At 61.0% G+C, this 17,991-nt stretch carries 19 protein-coding genes; 8 read left to right on the top strand and 11 right to left on the bottom strand.

Annotated elements, in window-relative coordinates:
- A complete protein-coding gene (gloB, locus tag LXM96_RS07940; protein ID WP_239997866.1) occupies positions 1-771 on the bottom strand; it encodes a hydroxyacylglutathione hydrolase in 771 nt (256 codons plus the stop codon).
- Positions 772-857: 86 nt separating this feature from the next.
- On the opposite strand from gloB, the gene LXM96_RS07935 reads away from it, so the two are divergent.
- The 3 genes from LXM96_RS07935 (at position 858) to LXM96_RS07925 (ending at position 3,733) form a co-directional block, all read left to right on the top strand.
- Entirely contained in the window at positions 858-1,622 is a 765-nt protein-coding gene (locus LXM96_RS07935) for a class I SAM-dependent methyltransferase (RefSeq protein WP_239997865.1), read from the top strand.
- Between the two features lie 78 nt (positions 1,623-1,700).
- The gene (gene hisC / locus LXM96_RS07930; protein ID WP_239997864.1) at positions 1,701-2,810 is read left to right on the top strand and encodes a histidinol-phosphate transaminase; all 1,110 of its coding nucleotides are present in this window, start codon (positions 1,701-1,703) and stop codon (positions 2,808-2,810) included.
- Positions 2,807-3,733, top strand: coding sequence for a prephenate/arogenate dehydrogenase family protein (locus LXM96_RS07925; RefSeq protein ID WP_239997863.1), 927 nt, complete (start codon positions 2,807-2,809; stop codon positions 3,731-3,733). Before hisC ends, LXM96_RS07925 begins: the two co-directional genes overlap by 4 nt.
- 1 nt (position 3,734) lies before the next feature.
- On the opposite strand, the gene LXM96_RS07920 is transcribed toward LXM96_RS07925, so the two are convergent.
- Entirely contained in the window at positions 3,735-4,742 is a 1,008-nt protein-coding gene (locus LXM96_RS07920; RefSeq protein ID WP_239997862.1) for a DUF2125 domain-containing protein, read from the bottom strand.
- 65 nt (positions 4,743-4,807) lie between these two features.
- On the opposite strand from LXM96_RS07920, the gene LXM96_RS07915 reads away from it, so the two are divergent.
- Positions 4,808-5,329 (top strand): gamma-glutamylcyclotransferase, encoded by a 522-nt coding sequence (locus LXM96_RS07915; RefSeq protein WP_394801915.1) that lies wholly within the window; start codon positions 4,808-4,810, stop codon positions 5,327-5,329.
- Here the strand turns inward: LXM96_RS07915 and LXM96_RS07910 are convergent.
- The 4 genes from LXM96_RS07910 to ftsE form a co-directional block, all read right to left on the bottom strand.
- Entirely contained in the window at positions 5,326-6,114 is a 789-nt protein-coding gene (locus tag LXM96_RS07910; RefSeq protein WP_239997860.1) for a lysophospholipid acyltransferase family protein, read from the bottom strand. The genes LXM96_RS07915 and LXM96_RS07910 overlap by 4 nt on opposite strands.
- An 89-nt stretch (positions 6,115-6,203) precedes the next feature.
- Positions 6,204-6,938, bottom strand: coding sequence for a YdcF family protein (locus LXM96_RS07905; protein ID WP_239997859.1), 735 nt, complete (start codon positions 6,936-6,938; stop codon positions 6,204-6,206).
- 66 nt (positions 6,939-7,004) lie between these two features.
- Positions 7,005-8,012 carry a cell division protein FtsX gene (locus LXM96_RS07900; RefSeq protein WP_394801914.1) on the bottom strand — a complete coding sequence of 336 codons (1,008 nt, stop codon included), beginning with the start codon at positions 8,010-8,012 and terminating at the stop codon, positions 7,005-7,007.
- The gene (gene ftsE / locus LXM96_RS07895; protein ID WP_239997857.1) at positions 8,005-8,664 is read right to left on the bottom strand and encodes a cell division ATP-binding protein FtsE; all 660 of its coding nucleotides are present in this window, start codon (positions 8,662-8,664) and stop codon (positions 8,005-8,007) included. Before ftsE ends, LXM96_RS07900 begins: the two co-directional genes overlap by 8 nt.
- Before the next feature lie 470 nt (positions 8,665-9,134).
- On the opposite strand from ftsE, the gene LXM96_RS07890 reads away from it, so the two are divergent.
- The 3 genes from LXM96_RS07890 (at position 9,135) to LXM96_RS07880 (ending at position 10,623) form a co-directional block, all read left to right on the top strand.
- Positions 9,135-9,527: a hypothetical protein gene (locus LXM96_RS07890; protein WP_239997856.1), complete on the top strand. Its 393-nt coding sequence runs from the start codon at positions 9,135-9,137 to the stop codon at positions 9,525-9,527.
- A gap of 40 nt (positions 9,528-9,567) precedes the next feature.
- Positions 9,568-10,122: a hypoxanthine phosphoribosyltransferase gene (gene hpt / locus LXM96_RS07885; protein WP_239997855.1), complete on the top strand. Its 555-nt coding sequence runs from the start codon at positions 9,568-9,570 to the stop codon at positions 10,120-10,122.
- 123 nt (positions 10,123-10,245) lie between these two features.
- Positions 10,246-10,623: a response regulator gene (locus LXM96_RS07880; RefSeq protein ID WP_239997854.1), complete on the top strand. Its 378-nt coding sequence runs from the start codon at positions 10,246-10,248 to the stop codon at positions 10,621-10,623.
- Between the two features lie 4 nt (positions 10,624-10,627).
- Here the strand turns inward: LXM96_RS07880 and LXM96_RS07875 are convergent, their stop codons facing one another.
- The 4 genes from LXM96_RS07875 to argH form a co-directional block, all read right to left on the bottom strand.
- Complete coding sequence (locus tag LXM96_RS07875) at positions 10,628-13,279, bottom strand: TIGR02302 family protein (protein ID WP_239997853.1); 2,652 nt, start codon at positions 13,277-13,279, stop codon at positions 10,628-10,630.
- Between the two features lie 159 nt (positions 13,280-13,438).
- Positions 13,439-14,707 (bottom strand): diaminopimelate decarboxylase, encoded by a 1,269-nt coding sequence (gene lysA, locus LXM96_RS07870; protein ID WP_239997852.1) that lies wholly within the window; start codon positions 14,705-14,707, stop codon positions 13,439-13,441.
- 13 nt (positions 14,708-14,720) lie between these two features.
- Complete coding sequence (gene lptM / locus LXM96_RS07865) at positions 14,721-14,921, bottom strand: LPS translocon maturation chaperone LptM (RefSeq protein WP_239997851.1); 201 nt, start codon at positions 14,919-14,921, stop codon at positions 14,721-14,723.
- Between the two features lie 81 nt (positions 14,922-15,002).
- A complete protein-coding gene (gene argH / locus LXM96_RS07860) occupies positions 15,003-16,406 on the bottom strand; it encodes an argininosuccinate lyase (protein ID WP_239997850.1) in 1,404 nt (467 codons plus the stop codon).
- A gap of 23 nt (positions 16,407-16,429) precedes the next feature.
- Here argH and tlpA point away from each other — a divergent pair, with 23 nt between their 5' ends.
- Positions 16,430-17,092 (top strand): thiol:disulfide interchange protein TlpA, encoded by a 663-nt coding sequence (gene tlpA / locus LXM96_RS07855; protein ID WP_239997849.1) that lies wholly within the window; start codon positions 16,430-16,432, stop codon positions 17,090-17,092.
- On the opposite strand, the gene LXM96_RS07850 is transcribed toward tlpA, so the two are convergent.
- Positions 17,089-17,967 carry a 3-hydroxybutyryl-CoA dehydrogenase gene (locus tag LXM96_RS07850; protein WP_239997848.1) on the bottom strand — a complete coding sequence of 293 codons (879 nt, stop codon included), beginning with the start codon at positions 17,965-17,967 and terminating at the stop codon, positions 17,089-17,091. The two genes, tlpA and LXM96_RS07850, sit on opposite strands and share 4 nt — an antisense overlap.
- Positions 17,968-17,991 lie beyond the last annotated feature (24 nt).

Genomic DNA, 17,991 nt, shown 5'->3' with positions numbered 1-17,991 from the left:
TTAGAAGCTGTCCTTGCGCCTGCGCATTTCGGCAAAGACTTCCTCGTTTGTCCTGCTTTCCATCAGCAGGTTTCTGCGAATGGCCGGGTCGGTCACCCGCAGGAAAGGATTCGTCTCCTTTTCCAGGCCGATCGTCGTCGGGATCGTGAATCTTCCAGCCGCCCTGGCTGCCTCGATCTCACGCACTCTGTTCTGTAGTCGCCCATTGTCGGGGTCGATGGTGATGGCGAAGCGGGCGTTGGAGAGCGTGTACTCGTGACCGAAATAAACAGCTGTTTCGTCGGGGAGAGCGGCAAGCTTTTGCAGCGAGTGCCACATGTCGGCGGCCGGTCTTTCGAAGAGCCGGCCGCAGCCGAGCGCAAAGAGAGTGTCTGCGGCGAAGAGCAGCTTGTCGTCGGGGAAGTGGTAGCAGATGTGACCTGCCGTGTGGCCAGGCGTCTCGATGACACGGACGGCGTGATCGCCGAAGGTGAACTCGTCTCCGTCCATGACCGATTTATCAAGCCCGGGGATCGCAACGGCTTCGTTGATCGGCCCGATGATCTCCAGGTGGAACTGCTCTTTCAGCCCAAGATTCCCTTCAACATGATCGGTATGATGATGTGTGGTCAGGATATGGCTCAGCCTCCACCCCCGGCGGGCAGCCGCATCGGCAACGGCCTCTTCTTCTGGCGCATCGACAGAGGCTGTCAGACCAGTCCGGGGATCGTGGATCAGGACGCCGTAGTTGTCGCTACGGCATTGGAAGATTTCAATTTCCAGCGACTTCATTGCGGAACCCCATTGCCAGTGCTTCTCTGGCACCAATGTAGAGGTCCCTTCTTTGATGTCCAACCGCTCTCTGCTAGCACTCTGTCATGCACACGGATATCGTCGATCTAAGAGAATTCTACCACTCGCCTCTCGGCCGCCTAGCAGAACGGTCAATCACGATGGCGCTCGCCTCGCTTTGGGCGCATCTGCCGGAGGAGCGGTTGGTCGGGCTCGGATACTCGGTGCCTTATCTCGACCGATTTCGCGCCGAGACGGAAAGAACGTTTGCCTTCATGCCGGCGGGGCAGGGTGCGGTCAATTGGCCAGTCGGAGAACGCTCAACCACGGCTCTCGTCTTCGAAGAGGAGCTTCCGCTTCCCGATTCATCCGTGGACCGGGTGCTCATGGTGCATTCTCTGGAGTTTGCAGAAAATCCGCGTGAGACACTAAAGGAACTTTGGCGGGTACTCGCTCCAGGGGGGCGGCTGGTCATCGTCGTGCCAAACCGTCGAGGTGTTTGGGCGCGGATGGAGCACACCCCTTTTGGCTCAGGGCGACCCTACTCACGAGGGCAGCTTACGTCGCTGCTCCGAGAGACGAATTTCACGCCCGCCGCAAGTGCCGAAGCCCTCTTCTTCCCTCCATCACGAATCCGGACCGTCTTGAGGTTCCGGAACGTCCTCGAGCGGATTGGGCGTCGGTTCTGGCCGGTTTTCTCCGGCGTCATCATCGTGGAGGCGCAGAAGCGTCTGTATCAGGGTCTGCCGGTGGCTGCTCGCGCTTCGCGGCGGGTCTTTGTCCCGGTGCTTGCCCCACAGGGCGTCCGGACAACCTGGACTGCCAGTCGGCTGCCTTCACACAAGGCCTGACCCTCGACAAAACTGGGAATGGGCTTTATTGCCACTAAAATATTCACCGTCTCCAATATCCTTCCAGAAGGTCGATCCATGAGTTTCGTTGTCAACGAGCCTGTTCCTCGTCCAGGTATCTTGGACATCGCGGCCTATGTGCCAGGCAAGGAACATGCTCCGGGCGTGGCGCGGGTTTTCAAACTTTCGTCCAACGAGACGCCCCTCGGCCCGAGCCCGAAGGCGATCGAGGCGTTCAAACATGCGGCTGAGCACCTCGAACTTTATCCCGACGGCCAAGCGAATGAACTGCGCAACGCCATCGCTGCAGTCCATGGCCTGAACCCTGCGAACATCCTCTGCGGCAATGGCTCCGATGAACTACTGGGCCTCCTTTGCCACGTTTATCTGGGGCCTGGCGACGAAGGGATCATCACCGAGCACGGCTTCCTCGTCTACAAGATCCAGATCATGGGCGCGGGTGCGACGCCGGTGGTCGTGAAGGAGAAGGATGCGACGGTTGACGTCGACGCCATCCTTGCCGCGGTGACGGAGAAGACGAAGATCGTCTTCCTCGCCAATCCGGCCAACCCAACCGGCACCTATGTTCCGGTCTCCGAGATCCGCCGCCTGCAGGCCGCACTGCCGAGACATGTCGTGCTGGTTCTGGATGCCGCCTATGCGGAATACGTGCGCCGCAACGACTACGAAGCCGGGCTGGAACTGGTGTCGGCGAACCGCAACGTCGTGATGACGCGCACGTTCTCCAAGGCCTACGGGCTTGCAGCTCTGCGCATCGGATGGATGTACGCACCCGCAGCCGTCGTCGATGCCCTGAACCGTGTGCGCGGTCCGTTCAACCTGAATGCACCGGCCATCGCGGCGGGCGCTGCCGCCGTTCGTGACCAAGGTTTCATTGAGAAGGCAGTGGAGCACAATAACCTGTGGCTCGACAAGCTGACCCATGCGCTTGAGACGCTTGGCCTGCGGGTAACACCATCCGTTGCCAACTTCCTGCTGATCCACTTCCCCGAAGTCGACGGCAAGCGGGCCGAAGATGCGGATGCCTTCCTGACCAGCCGCGGCTACATCCTGCGCGCCGTTAAAGGCTATGGCTTCCCCAATGCGCTGCGGATGACCGTTGGTACGGAAGAGGCAAATCGCGGTGTGATAGAAGCGCTTGGCGAGTTCATGGGACGGCCCGCATGACGGGGGTCATGTTTGACCGGATCGCGCTGATCGGCATCGGCCTCATCGGCTCGTCCATCGCGCGTGATGTGAAGGCGCTGGGGCTTGCGCGGGAGATCGTGGTTTCCAGTCGCAGCGCCGAGACGCTTGGACGGGCGCAAGAGCTTGAACTTGGGACGTCGTACGTCGCCTCTGCCGCAGAGGCAGTCCGGGATGCAGACCTCGTCGTGGTGTCTGTTCCGGTGGGCGCTTCGGAAGAGGTCGCCAAGCAGATCGCGCCATCACTAAAGCCTGGTGCCATCGTCACCGATGTCGGCTCGACCAAGGCATCCGTGATTGCGCAGATGGCTCCCCATATGCCGGAGAGTGTGCACTTCATTCCCGGCCACCCGCTTGCGGGCACCGAAAAATCCGGGCCTGACGCTGGCTTCATCGGACTCTTCCAGGGGCGCTGGTGTATTTTCACACCGCTGCCTGGTACGGATGAAAGGGCGCTTGACACGTTGAAGTCCTTCTGGGCTGCGCTTGGCTCTCGCATCGATGAGATGGACCCGCAGCATCACGACAAGGTGCTCGCGATCGTGTCGCACTTGCCGCACATCATCGCCTACAACATCGTGGGAACCGCGGATGACCTTGAGGCGGTCACGGAATCCGAAGTGATCAAGTATTCCGCTTCCGGCTTCCGCGATTTCACACGTCTCGCGGCGTCCGATCCCACCATGTGGCGGGACGTCTGCCTTCATAACAAAGACGCGATTCTCGAAATGCTGGCCCGTTTTTCGGAGGATCTGGCCTACCTCCAGCGGGCAATCCGCTGGGGCGAGGGTGAAAAGCTGTTCGAGCTTTTTACCCGAACCCGCGCCGTCCGACGTTCGATCATCGAGGCTGGGCAGGACGTGGATGTGCCTGATTTCGGGCGCCACGCGCTGGACAAGAGATAGTTCAAATCGGTGGGATTTCGCCAATCGGGATGAAGCCGCCTGCAAAGACCTTTCCGCGATTGACGGAGAGATCAAGGGACGCGCTCTGGCCGCCACCGTTGAGGGCCGAGAGCATGCTTGCCACCGTTTGCAGCACCGGAGCAATTTCCGGGAAGGCTTCAGCAAGGCTTTCTCGCCAGGCATCGATTTGGTCGACCTTGAGCTTCAGCCGGCCCGACAGGTATCCGTCATCGTCGATGGAGAAGGGCCCGCTGATCCGGATCGTGCGGCCTTCCCCAAGGTCAGCCGACAGTACGCGAATCTCGCCTTCGGATCCGTAAAGGGCAATGCCGCTCGGGTCAGTGCCGTCGATGAGGCCACTGCGACCGACCAGCGTGACGTCGGCGAGCGTTGTCATTGCCGGCAGCAGTTCCAGCGCTTCCGAGCCCGTTATCCGTGCATTCTCAAGCCGAAATGCGGCATCCAGATCAGCGCCATTTTGGCGCAGGTGCATCTCGCTTCGCTCTGCCCCGAGATTCAGCGACCGATTCGCTGACGTCGAGACGATGCGGGTCAATCCTTGGTTGATGATAGTGGACGAACGCTCCACGCCCCGGCCCTTTGCAAGCAGGCTGGATTGAAGGCTCTCCCAGTCGCTCGAAACCGTCAAACCGTGGCTGGTGCGTACTTGCGCCGGTCCATCCACCTCCCAGACAATCCGGCTCGGATCGTAGACCTGTGCCGCAGAGCGCAAAGCGCCGGCTGTGGCAGAGATTCCGTTGTTGCGGTCATCAAGGGCCAGGCTGGAGCAGAAAAGGCCGATGCGGAAGGGGTAGCCGCGATAGTTCGCGTCGGCGCATCGGACTGAGATACCATTTGTTTCCTGGCTGCCGAGCAGCGCCAGAGTCTTTTCCTTGAGGAGCGACGCAGCGTAGAACCAGCCACCTGTGTAGACCGCAATCGCGACGACGATGGCTGCGGCGACAAACCAAATCTTGCGGCTGACGTTGCTTCGGCTTGACGCTGCCATGATGATCTCCCAAAGGTCCCTTGATGCAGCGCGAGGCACGCCGACGGGAACGCATGGCGCGGGATATGGACGAATTTTGGGTGTTTGGCTACGGGTCGCTAATGTGGAACCCCGGCTTCCCCTATCTGGAAAAGGTCGAGGCCCATGTGTTTGGCTACCGCCGGTCTCTGTGCGTGCGGTCTCAGGTCCATCGCGGAACGCCGCAACGCCCGGGGCTGGTGCTTGGGCTCGACAGGGGCGGATCCTGCCGCGGAGTCGCCTTCCGCGTTGACAGCGAGGGATGGGCAGGTGTGCTCGAGTACCTTCGTGCCCGGGAACTGGTAACGCATGTCTACAAGGAAAGGGTTCTCCCGGTCTCGCTGTCAGACCGGCGCCAGATAGCGGCAGTGGGCTATGTGGTGGATCGTGCTCATGTGCAATATGCCGGGGCTCTGGATGTCGCCGAGGCGGCGGCCATAGTTCGGGAGGCGATAGGCAAATCTGGCCCCAACCCTGCCTATGTGATCAACACGGTGGCCCACCTGCGTCAGATGGGCATCCGGGATCATTGGTTGGAAAGTGTCGAGCGCCTGGTTGCCGAGCGTTAGGCAGTCTCGGCTCTAAGTTGGGCAAGCCTGTTTACGGCCGTAGGCGGAAGGCGCAGATGCGGGTTTGCCGCGACCGTCTCCACCAGCAGATCGTCACTTGCCTTCTCCAGCCTTGCCGTCAGCTCTTGGAAGAATGTATCCGGATCAAGACCCGGCATGATCGGCGGCAAGATGCGCACCTTGAAGTGGCCCGGGAAACGGACCGAGCGGCGGCGGGGCCAAAAGAGGCCCGGATGCATGGCAATCGGCACCACGGGAACCTGGATATCTCGGTAGATGCGAGCAATCCCGTAGCGGTAAGCTGGCTCTGCCCCCGGCGAGCGGCGGGTACCCTCCGGATAGATGATCAATTGGCGGCCGTTGTCCATCTCCTGCTTGGTTCGCTCCATCACAGCGACCATCACCTTGCCACGCGCGCCACGGTTGACCGGGATCATCCGCTGCTTCATCACATACCAGCCGAACAGCGGTATCCAGGTGAGCTCGCGCTTGAGGATGTAGACCGGATCTTTCTGCCAGGGCAGCAGCGCGAACGTGTCCCAGAATGACTGGTGTTTTGGGGCAAAGATGCAGCCGCCGTCTGGGATGTTCTCCAATCCCTCGATCTCGAACGTCGTGCCGACGATCTTCTCCATCAGCCAATGATTGGAGCGCGCCCAGTTCTTGGGGATACGGTAAGCCTTCTTGCGCGGCAGAAGAAAATAGACCGGCGTCAGGACGACCATCTGGATGATCAAGTTTGCATAGAAGGCTAAGTTGAACAGGACGGAGCGAACCATCAGCATAAAGCAGTTTCCTCGTGAACCACGGCTGCCTACACGAGATCGGGCAAGGACGAAAGAAGGGCTCGCCATCGGTCGAAACGGTTCCGGTGCTAGGGTCTGGTCTCCACGCCGTCCCCCTGGTTGTTTCCGCCGGTCCGCAAGCCGCTGGCCCGCCCGACCCCAAAGAAGTCGCGTGCGTTGGCGGCTACCACCTTCACATACTCGTAAACCATGGTTCGCAGGACGTCTGGCTCAACGAACCACGCTCTTCGCGTCAGGTCCGAATTGACCACCGGATAGGGTATGTAGTCCGTGAAAGGATCTGCTTGCCGCAATTCATGAAGGCTGCGCGGCATATGGTAGTTGTTCGTCACGACGAGAACGGTCCGAAAGCCGTTGTCATGGATCCATCGCGAGATCTCGTTCGCATTGCCGATAGTATCGAGTGCATCATACCCGACATCCACACAGCAGGAGAAAAGCTCCGACGGCGTCTGTGTCATCTTGCGGATCTGGGTCGCGCTCGTCGAGGGATGCGCTCCCGAGATCAGCAGTCGCTTGCCTGCACCATCCCGAAGGAGTCCCAGTGCCTGGTCAATCCGCTGATATCCTCCCGTCAGCACCACGATGGCGTCTGCTTTGACGTTCTCGGGCGGCTGAAGCGAAGCAACGGAATCGGCAAACCAGAGAAAGCCGCCAAAGATTGCGGCGATCATCAAGAACGCGGCCATCAACACCCTGCGCGCCGTCCGACGCAGTCGGCTTCGGCGAGACAGAAGCTGGCGCGCAAGCCCCTTCTGCGGGCTAACGTTATGTAGATCCTCGTCTGGACGAATCCTGCTCATGAATCAGTGCATAGACGGAGTTCATGGCAGATAACAGACCTTCGTCTTGTAGGAGGCTGTTTGCGTTCAAGATGCCGGAAGGCCATCGGATCTTCCTGGGTCTGAACGGATGAGGTCGATCTCGTCGATCGTCCGCATCACGGTAAGGCGCGCCGTCAATGTCGTCAGGAGTGCGATGACGACCATCGTGGCCAATATGCCAAGGTAGCCGGCGACGCCGAGAGAGAAGGTGCCGAAAAGTGCTGTGGCCTGATCGCTTTCCGGCGTCGCGCGGGCGTTTGCCTGCCAGGCTCCCAGAATGAGAAAGAGGACTGCGGCAATCGTGCCGCCCGCCGCTGACCCTTTCAGGCTTATCTTCAGAAAGTGCTTCTGAAATTCTTTGGCGACGAAGCCACCTTCAGCGCCAACGAAGTGTAGCACCTCCACGATGTGACGGTTGCCTGAGATCACGCCCCGCGTCGCAAAGATCACTGTCAGCACCATAGCGGTAAAGACAAGCACAAGAACGCCTCCGCCGATCCAGACCGTCGTGCTTGCCATAGATACCAGCCGGTCCACCCACGTGCGGTGATCGTCGAGGAGGGCCTGAGGGATCTCCTTGGACAGCAGGTCACGCATCGCTTCGAAGTCAGGCGGGTTTTGTTCATCGATTGTGACAACGACGAGGCGAGGCACGGGCAATTCGTCCAGATCAAGCCCGCGGCCCAGCCATGGCTCAAGCAGACGTGCCGTGGCGCTGTCGTCGAGGATCATGCCCTCCTTCGTCCCGACGAAGCTTAGGGCGAGGTTCTTCGCTCTGAGCAGACTTTCCTCCATGTCCAGATCGTCAGATGGCTTGATCTGAATTGTGATCTCGCGGGAAATCTGGCTCTGCCAGCCAGTCGCCGTTGCCCGGACCATGCTTACGGCGCCAAGGGTGAGGCAGGCGAGAAAGGCCATGATGGCGATCACCACCATCAGTGCATTGCCTTGGATGTTTGATGGCGGCAGGATCGGACCGGTCGGGCGCACGTGCATGGGGGTGCGCCTGGGGGGCGTTGCATCGGATTTCTTAAGGCGGGTTATCTCATTCATAGATATCAAGCCGCCCATCGGTGAGAATCATTCGCCGCGCGTTGACCTGATCCATCAGCCCAAGGTCATGGGTGGCGATCACCACCGCAGTACCCAGCCGGTTCAATTCCAGAAACAGGTTGAGAAGCCGCTGCGCCATCGGCGGGTCCACATTGCCTGTAGGTTCGTCTGCGAGCAGGATCTCTGGCCTATCCATCAAGGCGCGGGCAATCGCCGCGCGCTGCTTCTCACCACCCGACAGCACGGCCGGCAGGACGTTGATGCGCTCTCCAAGTCCTACCCATTTCAGCAACTCGATGACATCGTTTCGATAGCTGCCCTCGTCCTTCCCGCGCACCCTCAGCGGCAGCGCAACGTTCTCGTAGGTCGTGAGGTGGTCGAGCAGCCGGAAATCCTGGAAGACGATGCCAACGCGGCGGCGAAGCATGGGCAATTCCCCGCGCGGGATCTGCGAAAGATCGCGACCGAACATGCGTATCAGGCCGCGCGTCGGCTTGAGCGACATGAACAATAGCCGCAGTAGCGTCGTCTTGCCCGCTCCAGAAGGTCCCGTCAGGAACTGGAAAGACCGCTTCGGGATATCGAAGGTCATGTCCCGGAGGATCTCCGGACCCATCCCGTAGCGGAGGCCAACATTCTCGAAGTGAATCAATGGAAATCCGAGTCCTGATGTTCATGCCATCGGCATTCCCGGCCGAACGGCTTAGTTCAATCGCCACTGGAATAGGTCGTTTTCGAGGCACGTTCTCGAAGCATTAACCATTGGAATTTACGACTGGGTAGGATTCGATTCAATGCCGAGATTCCTTTGAAGCACTGAAGGGGCAATCATTCGGCGTAAAGCGCAGCTCCTGCCGACAAAAGGGGAGACCGAAGGCCGCCGTCGACATCATGCCACCCGAACCTGCCGCCAAGCATGTGCGGCGTGTCCGCCAAGCCAGCGGGTGCGTGACCGACGCAGAGTTCGTGACCATACCTCGGGGAGGATCGCCTGTTCAGTCTTTCGGCGCTCGCGCCGGACGGGGCGGCAGTTGGTCGGGGACTGCGGCGAAGTCGAGGCCATCCTCTGTGGCGCTTCTTCTGCAGCGGACAGAGCGCGCCCTTTCGGGGTTATCGGCAGACATGTTTTCGGCCGTTGTCGCATTGCTGTTCCTGCTTGTGTTCGGTTTGGCTGGGGGCTTTTCGATGTTCCTCGGTCAAGATGGCCCCGTCCAGAGCGCCTCACCGCTTGATATCACTCATGTCACGGTGACGCCGCAGGATGCGAACGGGATGCAGGTGCTCCTGATCAACGGGATCGTGGAGAACCGCGGCCAAGGAGGGGTGCCGCTTCCTTCCATCAGAGCGGAACTTGTTCGCGAAGGAATGCTGCTGTCGAGTGCGATGATCGAGCCACCGGTGGTGCACATCCGAGGTAATCAAAGCCATGGCTTTTCTGCGAGGGTTCCGCATCCTGGGGGAAATATGCCTGAATTGAAGCTTTCCTTCGCTGTCGAGGATGCTTCCCGCTCCTGATTGTGCTATCGGCGGCCTCCGGAACTGCCAGGAGAGCCCCATGCCCGTCGTTCGCGGCAAGATCATCGAGCCCCTCTACACCGCCGAGGTCATCGCGGAGCGCAATCGCGCCATCGCCGCCGACATCGCCAGCGGGCCGACGAAGGACCTTCTGGTGATCGCCATCCTCAAGGGCTCCTTCATTTTCGCCGCCGATCTCCTGCGCGCTCTTCACGATGTCGGACTGGCACCCGAGGTGGAATTCATCACGCTGTCCAGCTACGGGGCCGGCACTGTATCGCAGGGCGTGCGGATCGTGAAAGATATCGACAGCGACGTGAAGGATCGCGACGTTCTACTGATCGACGACATCCTGGAGTCCGGCCGCACGCTGAAGTTTGCCAAGGAACTGCTTTACGAGCGCGGCGCCCGCAACGTCACCATCGCCGTGCTGCTCGACAAGAGCGTCAAGCGGCAGGAGAAGCTGGAGGCGGATTACGTCGGCTTCGAGTGCCCCGACTATTTCGTCGTCGGCTACGGTATGGACGTTGCCTATGCCTTTCGTGAACTTCCCTTCGTCGGTGTCGTCACCGGGGATGCCTTGGGCGAGAGCTGAGGCTCGGCCGGCGGTAGTTTCTTAACCACGTTGCGCCGCTTCCGGTCCCTCGTTTACTCCTCGGCAAGCAAAGTCTGATGATTTGCTCCCAATGTTAAACACAAAGGGAAGAAAGCGATCGTCATGGCAAAGATCCTGATAACCGAAGACGAAAGCGCCCTGCGCACCTTTGTTGCCCGCGCCCTTCGTCTCGACGGCCACGAGACCTGTGAAGCGGGCGACGGCGCCGAAGGTCTTGAAAGGCTCGCCGAAGAGAGCTTCGATCTCCTCCTGTCCGACATCCGCATGCCGGTCATGGACGGCATCGAGCTGGCCCATCAGGCTGCCGCGCGGCATCCAGAGATGAAGATCCTCCTGATGACCGGCTATGCCGAGCAGCGTGAGCGGGCGGACGACCTTGCCACAAAGATCGTCGATGTCGTGCAGAAACCGTTTGCCTTGCCGGAGATCCGCAAGGCGGTGGCGAGAGCGCTTGCCGGCGAAACCTGCTGTGCGGCTTAAGTCGCTAACGGATCTCGAGCAGCCGCTCCAGGTAGCGGCGCTCAGCTTCCCCCGATAGGGCATTGCCGAGACGCTCACGGATTGCTTCCAGGATCTCGCGGGCCCGTTGCACGTCAATCTCGTCCGGCACCTTTACCTGATCGCCGAAATCGGGGCCGGCGGTCGCGCGCGGGCGGCCGAGCGGGTCACGACCGTTCTGGTTGCCTTGCGAGACTTCGCCTTGGCCTTCGCCCTGTCCTTGGCCCTGCTGCATAGCCTGCATCATCTGCTGCATCATGTTCTGGGCGCCCTGGCGGAGAGCATTCAGGGCATTTCCCTGGCCTTCGACAGCCTGCTCGCCCTGGCCTTCACCTAGGGCCTCGCCCGCGTTGCCCATCTCACGCTCGGCTTCGCCAAAGCCTTCGCCTGGCTGCATGCCGAGATCCTTCAGGCCTTGCTGAAGTTCCTGCAACTGCTTCCCCAGGCCTTCCTGTTGCGCGCGCAGGTTTTTCAGCGCCTCGCGAAGCTGCTCCGCCGTCATCTGGTCCGTCGGCGAGCCTTGCTGCCCTTGCTGCCCCTGTTGCGGTTGGCCCTGTTGACCTTGTTGTCCCTGCTCGTAAGGCTGCTCGCCCTGCTGGCCTGGATCGCCGCGCTGCATGCGATCGCGCAGGGCCTGGTCCAGCTGGAACGTCTCGTCCATCAGCCGCTGCTGTTCCTGCATGATCTCGCCAAGCTTATCGATCTGCTCGCGCATCTGGCTGTTCTGCTGCTGGCCCTGCTGCCCCTGCGGCATCCGGCCGGCCTGCAGATTGTTCATCATCCGCTGCAGTTCCGACAGCATCTGCTGCGCGGCGTCGCGGTTGCCGGACCGCGCCAGGTTTTCGATCTGGTCCATCATGTTCTGCAGGTCGCGCTGACGGATCACGTTTTCTGCCTGCATGTTCTGCTGCATGCGCGGGCTGTTCTGCAGCCGCTGGGCAAGCTCCGACATGAACTCCTGCATCGCCTCGCGCAGTTCCTTCATCAGTTCGGCAATTTCCTCGTCGCTTGCACCATTTTCCAGCGCCTCGTTCAGGGCATTTTGTGCGTCACGCAGTCGCTTTTCGGCCGCAGAAAGATCGCCGTCCTCGATGCCCAGTGCGATCTCCCAGAGATAATCCGCCGTTTGCTTCAGTTGCTCCTCACCTCGCGCAAGCTCCATCCGGCCCAGCGCTGAACGGATAAGCAGGAAGTGAGACAGGTTCGGGATCGTCTCGTCCGGCCGCAGCGCCAGCACTTCGTTGAGTTCGATGGCCCGGGGCATCTGCCGCGTATCGAGAGAGAAGACCTGTCGTTGCTCAGCCACGGCCGCCGCAAGCGGTTCACTGAATGGCCGGCCCGGCAACACCATCTCGTGGGCGGGGCTTTTGCCTGTCTGGCCTGCGCCGTCGGTTGCCACAAGCGTAATGCGTACCCGTTTGCCGGCCAGTGGGTGTTCGGTCAGGTTGCGGCTCGTGACCCCCTCAGGGTTGCGCGGGTTGCGCCGCGGCAGGTCCAGCCGGAATTCCGGCGGCGGGTAGAGAGGTGTGGCCCCGGGAGCGGGTGTCTCGACGGGCTCAATAAGGGCGTGTGCCTCCTGAAGGCCATAGTCGTCCTTGCCGGCAAAGCCGATCTCCAGTGCGCCGTTGACCGCACGCTTTGGCTGGCCCTTGAAGGCCATTTCCGGTGCTGTGTCGGGAATGACGTCGAAGGTCCAGCTCCTGCCGTTCACCGTCAGTTCGCCGCTTTCGGCGACCTTCAACAGGTAGGTGCGTGGCGGTGCCGGTTGTCCGGGATTGGGAGCATTCTGCGTCGGTGCCGGTTGTGAAGCCTCTGTAGAGGCACTTGCCGCAAGCGCTTCTTCGCTGATGAGAGGCTGCGAGCTGTCATCCTCAGTGGCGGAGAAGATAACGGCCTCTTCACCTTCGCCACCTGTCACACGTACCGTAAGCTCGGAATTCTGCGGGACGCGCACCTCCGAGGCGGTCTCAGCCTCGCCCCCGGTCAGGAATACCGGGGCACGGCCCGTATAGGATGGTGGCGTCAGCCAGGCATCGATCCGCAGGTCGGGATTTGTGCTTGAGGCCGTGGCCGCGCTGCGGAGCACGTCGGAAATCCGGCCGGCGCCGTTGGAGAAGGAAAAGCCGAAGGCCGCCACCACCAGCAGAGCAGGAATTGCACGCAGCGCAAGCCGGTCGTGCCTGGCGATATCGGGACGCGGTAGGCCAGCGTCCAGCGCCGCGATCCTCTCCGCCATCCGCGCCTGATGCTCCTTCCAGAGAGCGCGTCCGAATGGCGTATCGAATGCAGGCTCGTCCTCCTGGACCGCGACCGGCTGGTGTTGGAGCTGGTTCCGTTCCTCGAGCAACCGGTCTGCCTCGCCGGCACTTGGCCAGCGCGTGCGCGCGAGCGGCAGCAGCGACGCAAGGAAGGTAAGAACAAAGGCAGCTGTCAGTGCCCAGCGCAGAAGATCAAGGTCCGTCCGGAAGAACCCAAGCCAGGCTGCCGACAGAAACAGCGCTACGACCGTCAAGGAAGGCAGAAGGCGCGGCGCCAGGCGCTCCAGAAACAAGACCAGCCGGGCCAGCGACCGCTTCCAGGCGACCTGTCGTGCCAGTGAGGGAAGGGCATCGAAGGCGCCTTTGCGGATATTGCTCATGCCGACCGTCTCCTGTTGGCGGGGCAGATACGGACCGCACCGCATCCGGCAGGCCGTAGATGCAAGATAACAGTCTTTATGGCGAAGGCGAGGGCACAGGCCGTCGCCACCGCGGTTTTCCGCGGTGGGTCGAGGAAAAGTGAACGTGAAGATCAGGCGTCAGGAAAGCCAGTCCGGAACCGAATCGAGCCCGATCAAGTCCTCGTAGGTACTCCGGGGGCGGATTACGTGGAACCGGTCACCCTTGACCAGCACCTCGGGCACCAGAAGCCGTGAATTGTAGGTTCCCGCCTGCACGGCTCCGTAGGCGCCCGCTGAACCGACCGCAATCAAATCGCCTGGCTTCGGCGCCGCCATCTCCCGGTCGAGCGCCAGATAGTCGCCCGTCTCGCAGACAGGCCCCACGATGTCGCCGCGGATGCGCTGCGTCTCCGGCGCTGCCGCGACAACCGGACGGATCTCGTGGTAGGCATCGTAGAGCGTGGGACGTATGAGGTCGTTCATCGCGCCGTCGACGATCACGAATGTCTTCTCGCCGCCGTCCTTCACGTAGATCACTTCGGTGACAAGGATCCCGGCGTTGCCAACAATGAGGCGGCCGGGTTCGGTGACGATCTTGCAGTCAAGCGAGCGCAGCTGACGCTTGACGGTCTCTGCATAGGCATCCGGTAGCGGTGGCGGGTTGTTGTCGTCCTTGTAGGGAATGCCAAGACCGCCGCCGATATCGACGTGGTCGATCCGATGGCCGTCGGCACGAAGTGTGTCGACCAGTTCCCGCAGCAGGCGAAACGCATCCTCGAAGGGCTGCAGCTCGGTGATCTGGCTACCGATATGCATATCGATGCCGGTCACCTCGATGCCCGGCAGCTTTGCCGCATGATCGTAGACGGCGCGGGCGCGCTCGTAGGAAATGCCGAACTTGTTTTCCTTCTTGCCGGTCGAGATCTTGGCGTGGGTGCGGGCATCAACATCCGGATTGATGCGGAAAGAGACATGGGCACGTTTGCCCCTACGCTGGGCGCGCTGGTTGAGAACCTCCAGCTCCGGTTCAGATTCCACGTTGAAGCAGTAGATTCCGACTTCGAGGGCAAGGTCCATCTCAGCGGCCGTCTTGCCGACGCCGGAGAACATGATGCGGCTTGCCGGAATGCCGGCCGCCAGTGCTCGCCGAAGTTCACCGCCGGAAACGACGTCGACACCCGCGCCGAGCCGCCCGAGCGTCTTCAGAACCGCCTGGTTGGAATTGGCCTTCATTGCATAGCAGACCATCGCGTCCACGTCGGCAAAAGCCTTGGCAAAGACCGTATAGTGACGCTCCAGCGTTGCGGTCGAATAGCAGTAGAAGGGTGTCCCGACCGCCTTGGCAATTTCGGGAACAGGCACGTTCTCGGCGTGCAGCACGCCGTCGATATACTGGAAGTGGTTCACCTGAGGAGTTCCGTCAGAGCAAGGGGTCGAGAAGGAAGGGGCGGTCGCTGACCGGATCCGGCTGGCGGGCGTCACCACTCTTTCGGATATTCTGCTGCTCGACCGGCGTGCTTGGACGGTCGAGATCGCCCTTTCTGCCGCATCCGGCAAGGACGAGCCCTGCGACAGCAAGCATCAGGAAAGTTGCGCCGAATTTCTGCAAGCCGATCGACATCTCATGTCCTTCATTGACTATGTGCGACCGTTCATAGCTAAGTTTCAGCCGCTTGTGCAGTGTGCTTGATCGCTTGCGGCCTCAGTTGCGGTTCCGCCACCAGGCAATTTGCTTGCGTACTTCCGAGGGTGCCGTGCCGCCGAAGCTCGTGCGGCTGGCAACCGACGCATCAACGGAAAGAACGTCGAACACTTTTTCGGTGATCGACGAGTGAAGACCTTGCAGCTCTTCAAGCGGCAGTTCGGCGAGTTCGCAACCCTTCTGTTCAGCAAGCCCCACCGCCCGGCCCGTCACATGATGAGCATCGCGGAACGGCAGCCCCGCCTCGCGTACCAGCCAGTCGGCAAGGTCGGTCGCGGTGGAATAGCCGGAGCCGGCGGCGGCGCTCATGCGGTCGGTGCGGACGGCCAGGTCGCGCACCATGCCGGTCATCGCGGCAATCGCGAGTTCAAGGTTCTCCGCGGCGTCGAAGACCTGTTCCTTGTCTTCCTGCATATCCTTGGAATAGGCGAGGGGAAGCCCCTTCATGACCGTCAGGAGCGCAACCAGCGAACCGTTGATACGGCCGGTCTTGGCGCGCACCAGTTCGGCGGCATCCGGGTTCTTCTTCTGCGGCATGATGGATGAGCCGGTCGAAAAGGCGTCCGACAGGCGGATGAAACCGAACTGCGGCGTCGACCATATCACGATCTCTTCCGCAAGCCGCGACAGGTGCATGGAGCAGATCGCGGCGACGGAGAGAAACTCCAGAGCGAAATCGCGGTCGGACACGGTATCGATTGAATTGCGGGTCGGTTCACGAAAACCCAGTGCCTTTGCCGTCATGTGACGGTCGATCGGGAAGCTGGTGCCGGCCAGCGCTGCCGCCCCGATCGGGCTCTCGTCCAGGTGTTCGATCGCGTGGCGCACCCGCTGTCGGTCGCGGCCGAACATTTCGACATAGGCCATGCAGTGATGGCCGAAGGTTACCGGCTGCGCAGTCTGCAGATGGGTAAAGCCCGGCATGACGGTCTCGGCATGTTCTTCTGCACGATCAAGGAAGGCGCCGATAAGATCGGTCAGCATCCGTTCCGTCTTGATCAGTTCTTCCTTGACCCAGAGGCGGAAGTCCAGCGCCACCTGGTCGTTGCGGGAGCGTGCCGTATGCAGCCGCCCCGCGGCCGGGCCGATCAGCGTCGCAAGACGGGCTTCCACATTCATGTGGATGTCTTCCAGCTTGCGAGAGAACTCAAAATTTCCGCGTTCGATCTCTGACAGGATCGTGTTCAGCCCCTCGACGATCTTGTCTTTATCTTCCGTCGAAATGATGCCTTTGTCCGCCAGCATGGTCGCATGCGCCACTGAGCCGCGGATGTCCTGGGCGAATAGCTTCTTGTCGAAGCCGATCGAGGCATTTATCTCCTCCATGATCGCATCCGGGCCGGAGGCGAAGCGACCGCCCCACATCTGGTTGGAGGATACCGCGTCCTTCGTGCCGTCAGCCATGATGCAAAGTCCTGGAGTTCTCGATGACGAACAAAAGACCGCTGGGTCTTCCCTCCGCCAAGTTGGTAATGATCGCTGCGATAGCCGGCCTTCTCGCCGGGGCTGTTGCCGTATACGTGAGGATTGCCGCGTCTGGCAATGCCGAGCTGGCGGCCTCGCAGGCAGGAGCTTGTGAAGGAACGGTGGAACTGGCGCAGAAGGTCGACGAACTCGCACGGGGAGAGGTCGCGGCAATGGCTCCTGCTCAGCCTCCGCGCTCCCTCTCGCTCAGCTTCAAGGGCCCCGACGGGCAGGATCTGCAGACCGCGGATTTCAGGGGCAAGACGGTTCTGCTAAACCTCTGGGCAACGTGGTGTGGTCCCTGCCGCGAAGAAATGCCGGCGCTGAACAACCTTCAGAAGGAGATGGGTGGCGCCGATTTCGAGGTCGTGGCCGTCAACATTGATACCGGATCGGATGAAAAGCCGAAGGCATTCCTGCAAGAGACCGGCGTCGATGCGCTTGCCTATTACCGCGACAGCTCCATGGATGTCTTCAACGTGATGAAGAAAGAGGGGCTGGCATTCGGGTTGCCCGTTACCCTGATCCTGGACAAAGAAGGATGCCTCGTCTCCGCCATGAACGGCCCGGCCGTCTGGGACAGCGCGGATGCCAAGGCGATGATTGCGGCCGCCAAGGCGCCTTAGCGCGTGGGAACGGGTGTCTCGCCGCGGTAGTCGTAGAACCCGCGGCCGGACTTGCGACCGAGCCAGCCGGCCTCAACATATTTCACCAGCAAAGGGCAGGGGCGGTACTTAGTGTCCGCCAACCCATCATGCAGCACCTGCATGATCGACAGGCAGGTGTCGAGGCCGATGAAGTCGGCAAGCTGAAGCGGCCCCATCGGATGGTTGGCACCAAGCTTCATGGCGGTGTCGATTGCTTCCACCGAGCCAACGCCCTCGTAGAGCGTATAGATTGCCTCGTTGATCATCGGCAGCAGGATGCGATTGACGATGAAGGCCGGGAAGTCTTCGGCGACCGTCACCGTTTTTTCGAGCGTCGCGACAAACTCCCGGGCGGTGGTGAACGTCGTTTCGTCCGTGGCAATGCCGCGCACGAGCTCGACCAGCTTCATTACCGGGACCGGGTTCATGAAGTGGATGCCCATGAAGCGTTCAGGCCGGTCGGTCGCCGAAGCTAGGCGGGTGATCGAAAGCGATGAGGTGTTGGTCGCCAACAGCGCTTCTGGCTTCAGGATTGGGCAGAGCTGCGCGTAGATTTTGCGTTTGGTCGCCTCTTCCTCCGTCGCCGCCTCGATGACAAGGTCCATGGGCGCCAGGTCGCTCATATCGGCTGAACCGGTAATCCGCGACAGCGTTGCCTTTCGCTCGTCTTCGGAGAGTTTGCCGTTACTTACCTGACGCGCAAGATTGCCGTTGATGGTCGCAAGGCCAGCTTCGATCCGATCCTGGGAGAGGTCGAAGACCTGCACGTTATACCCTGCCTGGGCGCAGACATGGGCGATGCCGCATCCCATCTGGCCTGCACCAATTACCCCGATCTTCTGAATTGCCGCCATGACACGCTCCCGCAAGCGCTCAAG

Origin of the sequence: Rhizobium halophilum (genome assembly GCF_021648825.1) — a bacterium.
Taxonomy (GTDB): Bacteria; Pseudomonadota; Alphaproteobacteria; order Rhizobiales; family Rhizobiaceae; genus Neorhizobium; species Neorhizobium halophilum.
Note: the sequence above shows the minus strand (reverse complement) of the source record. Positions and strands in the feature narration are given on the sequence as shown.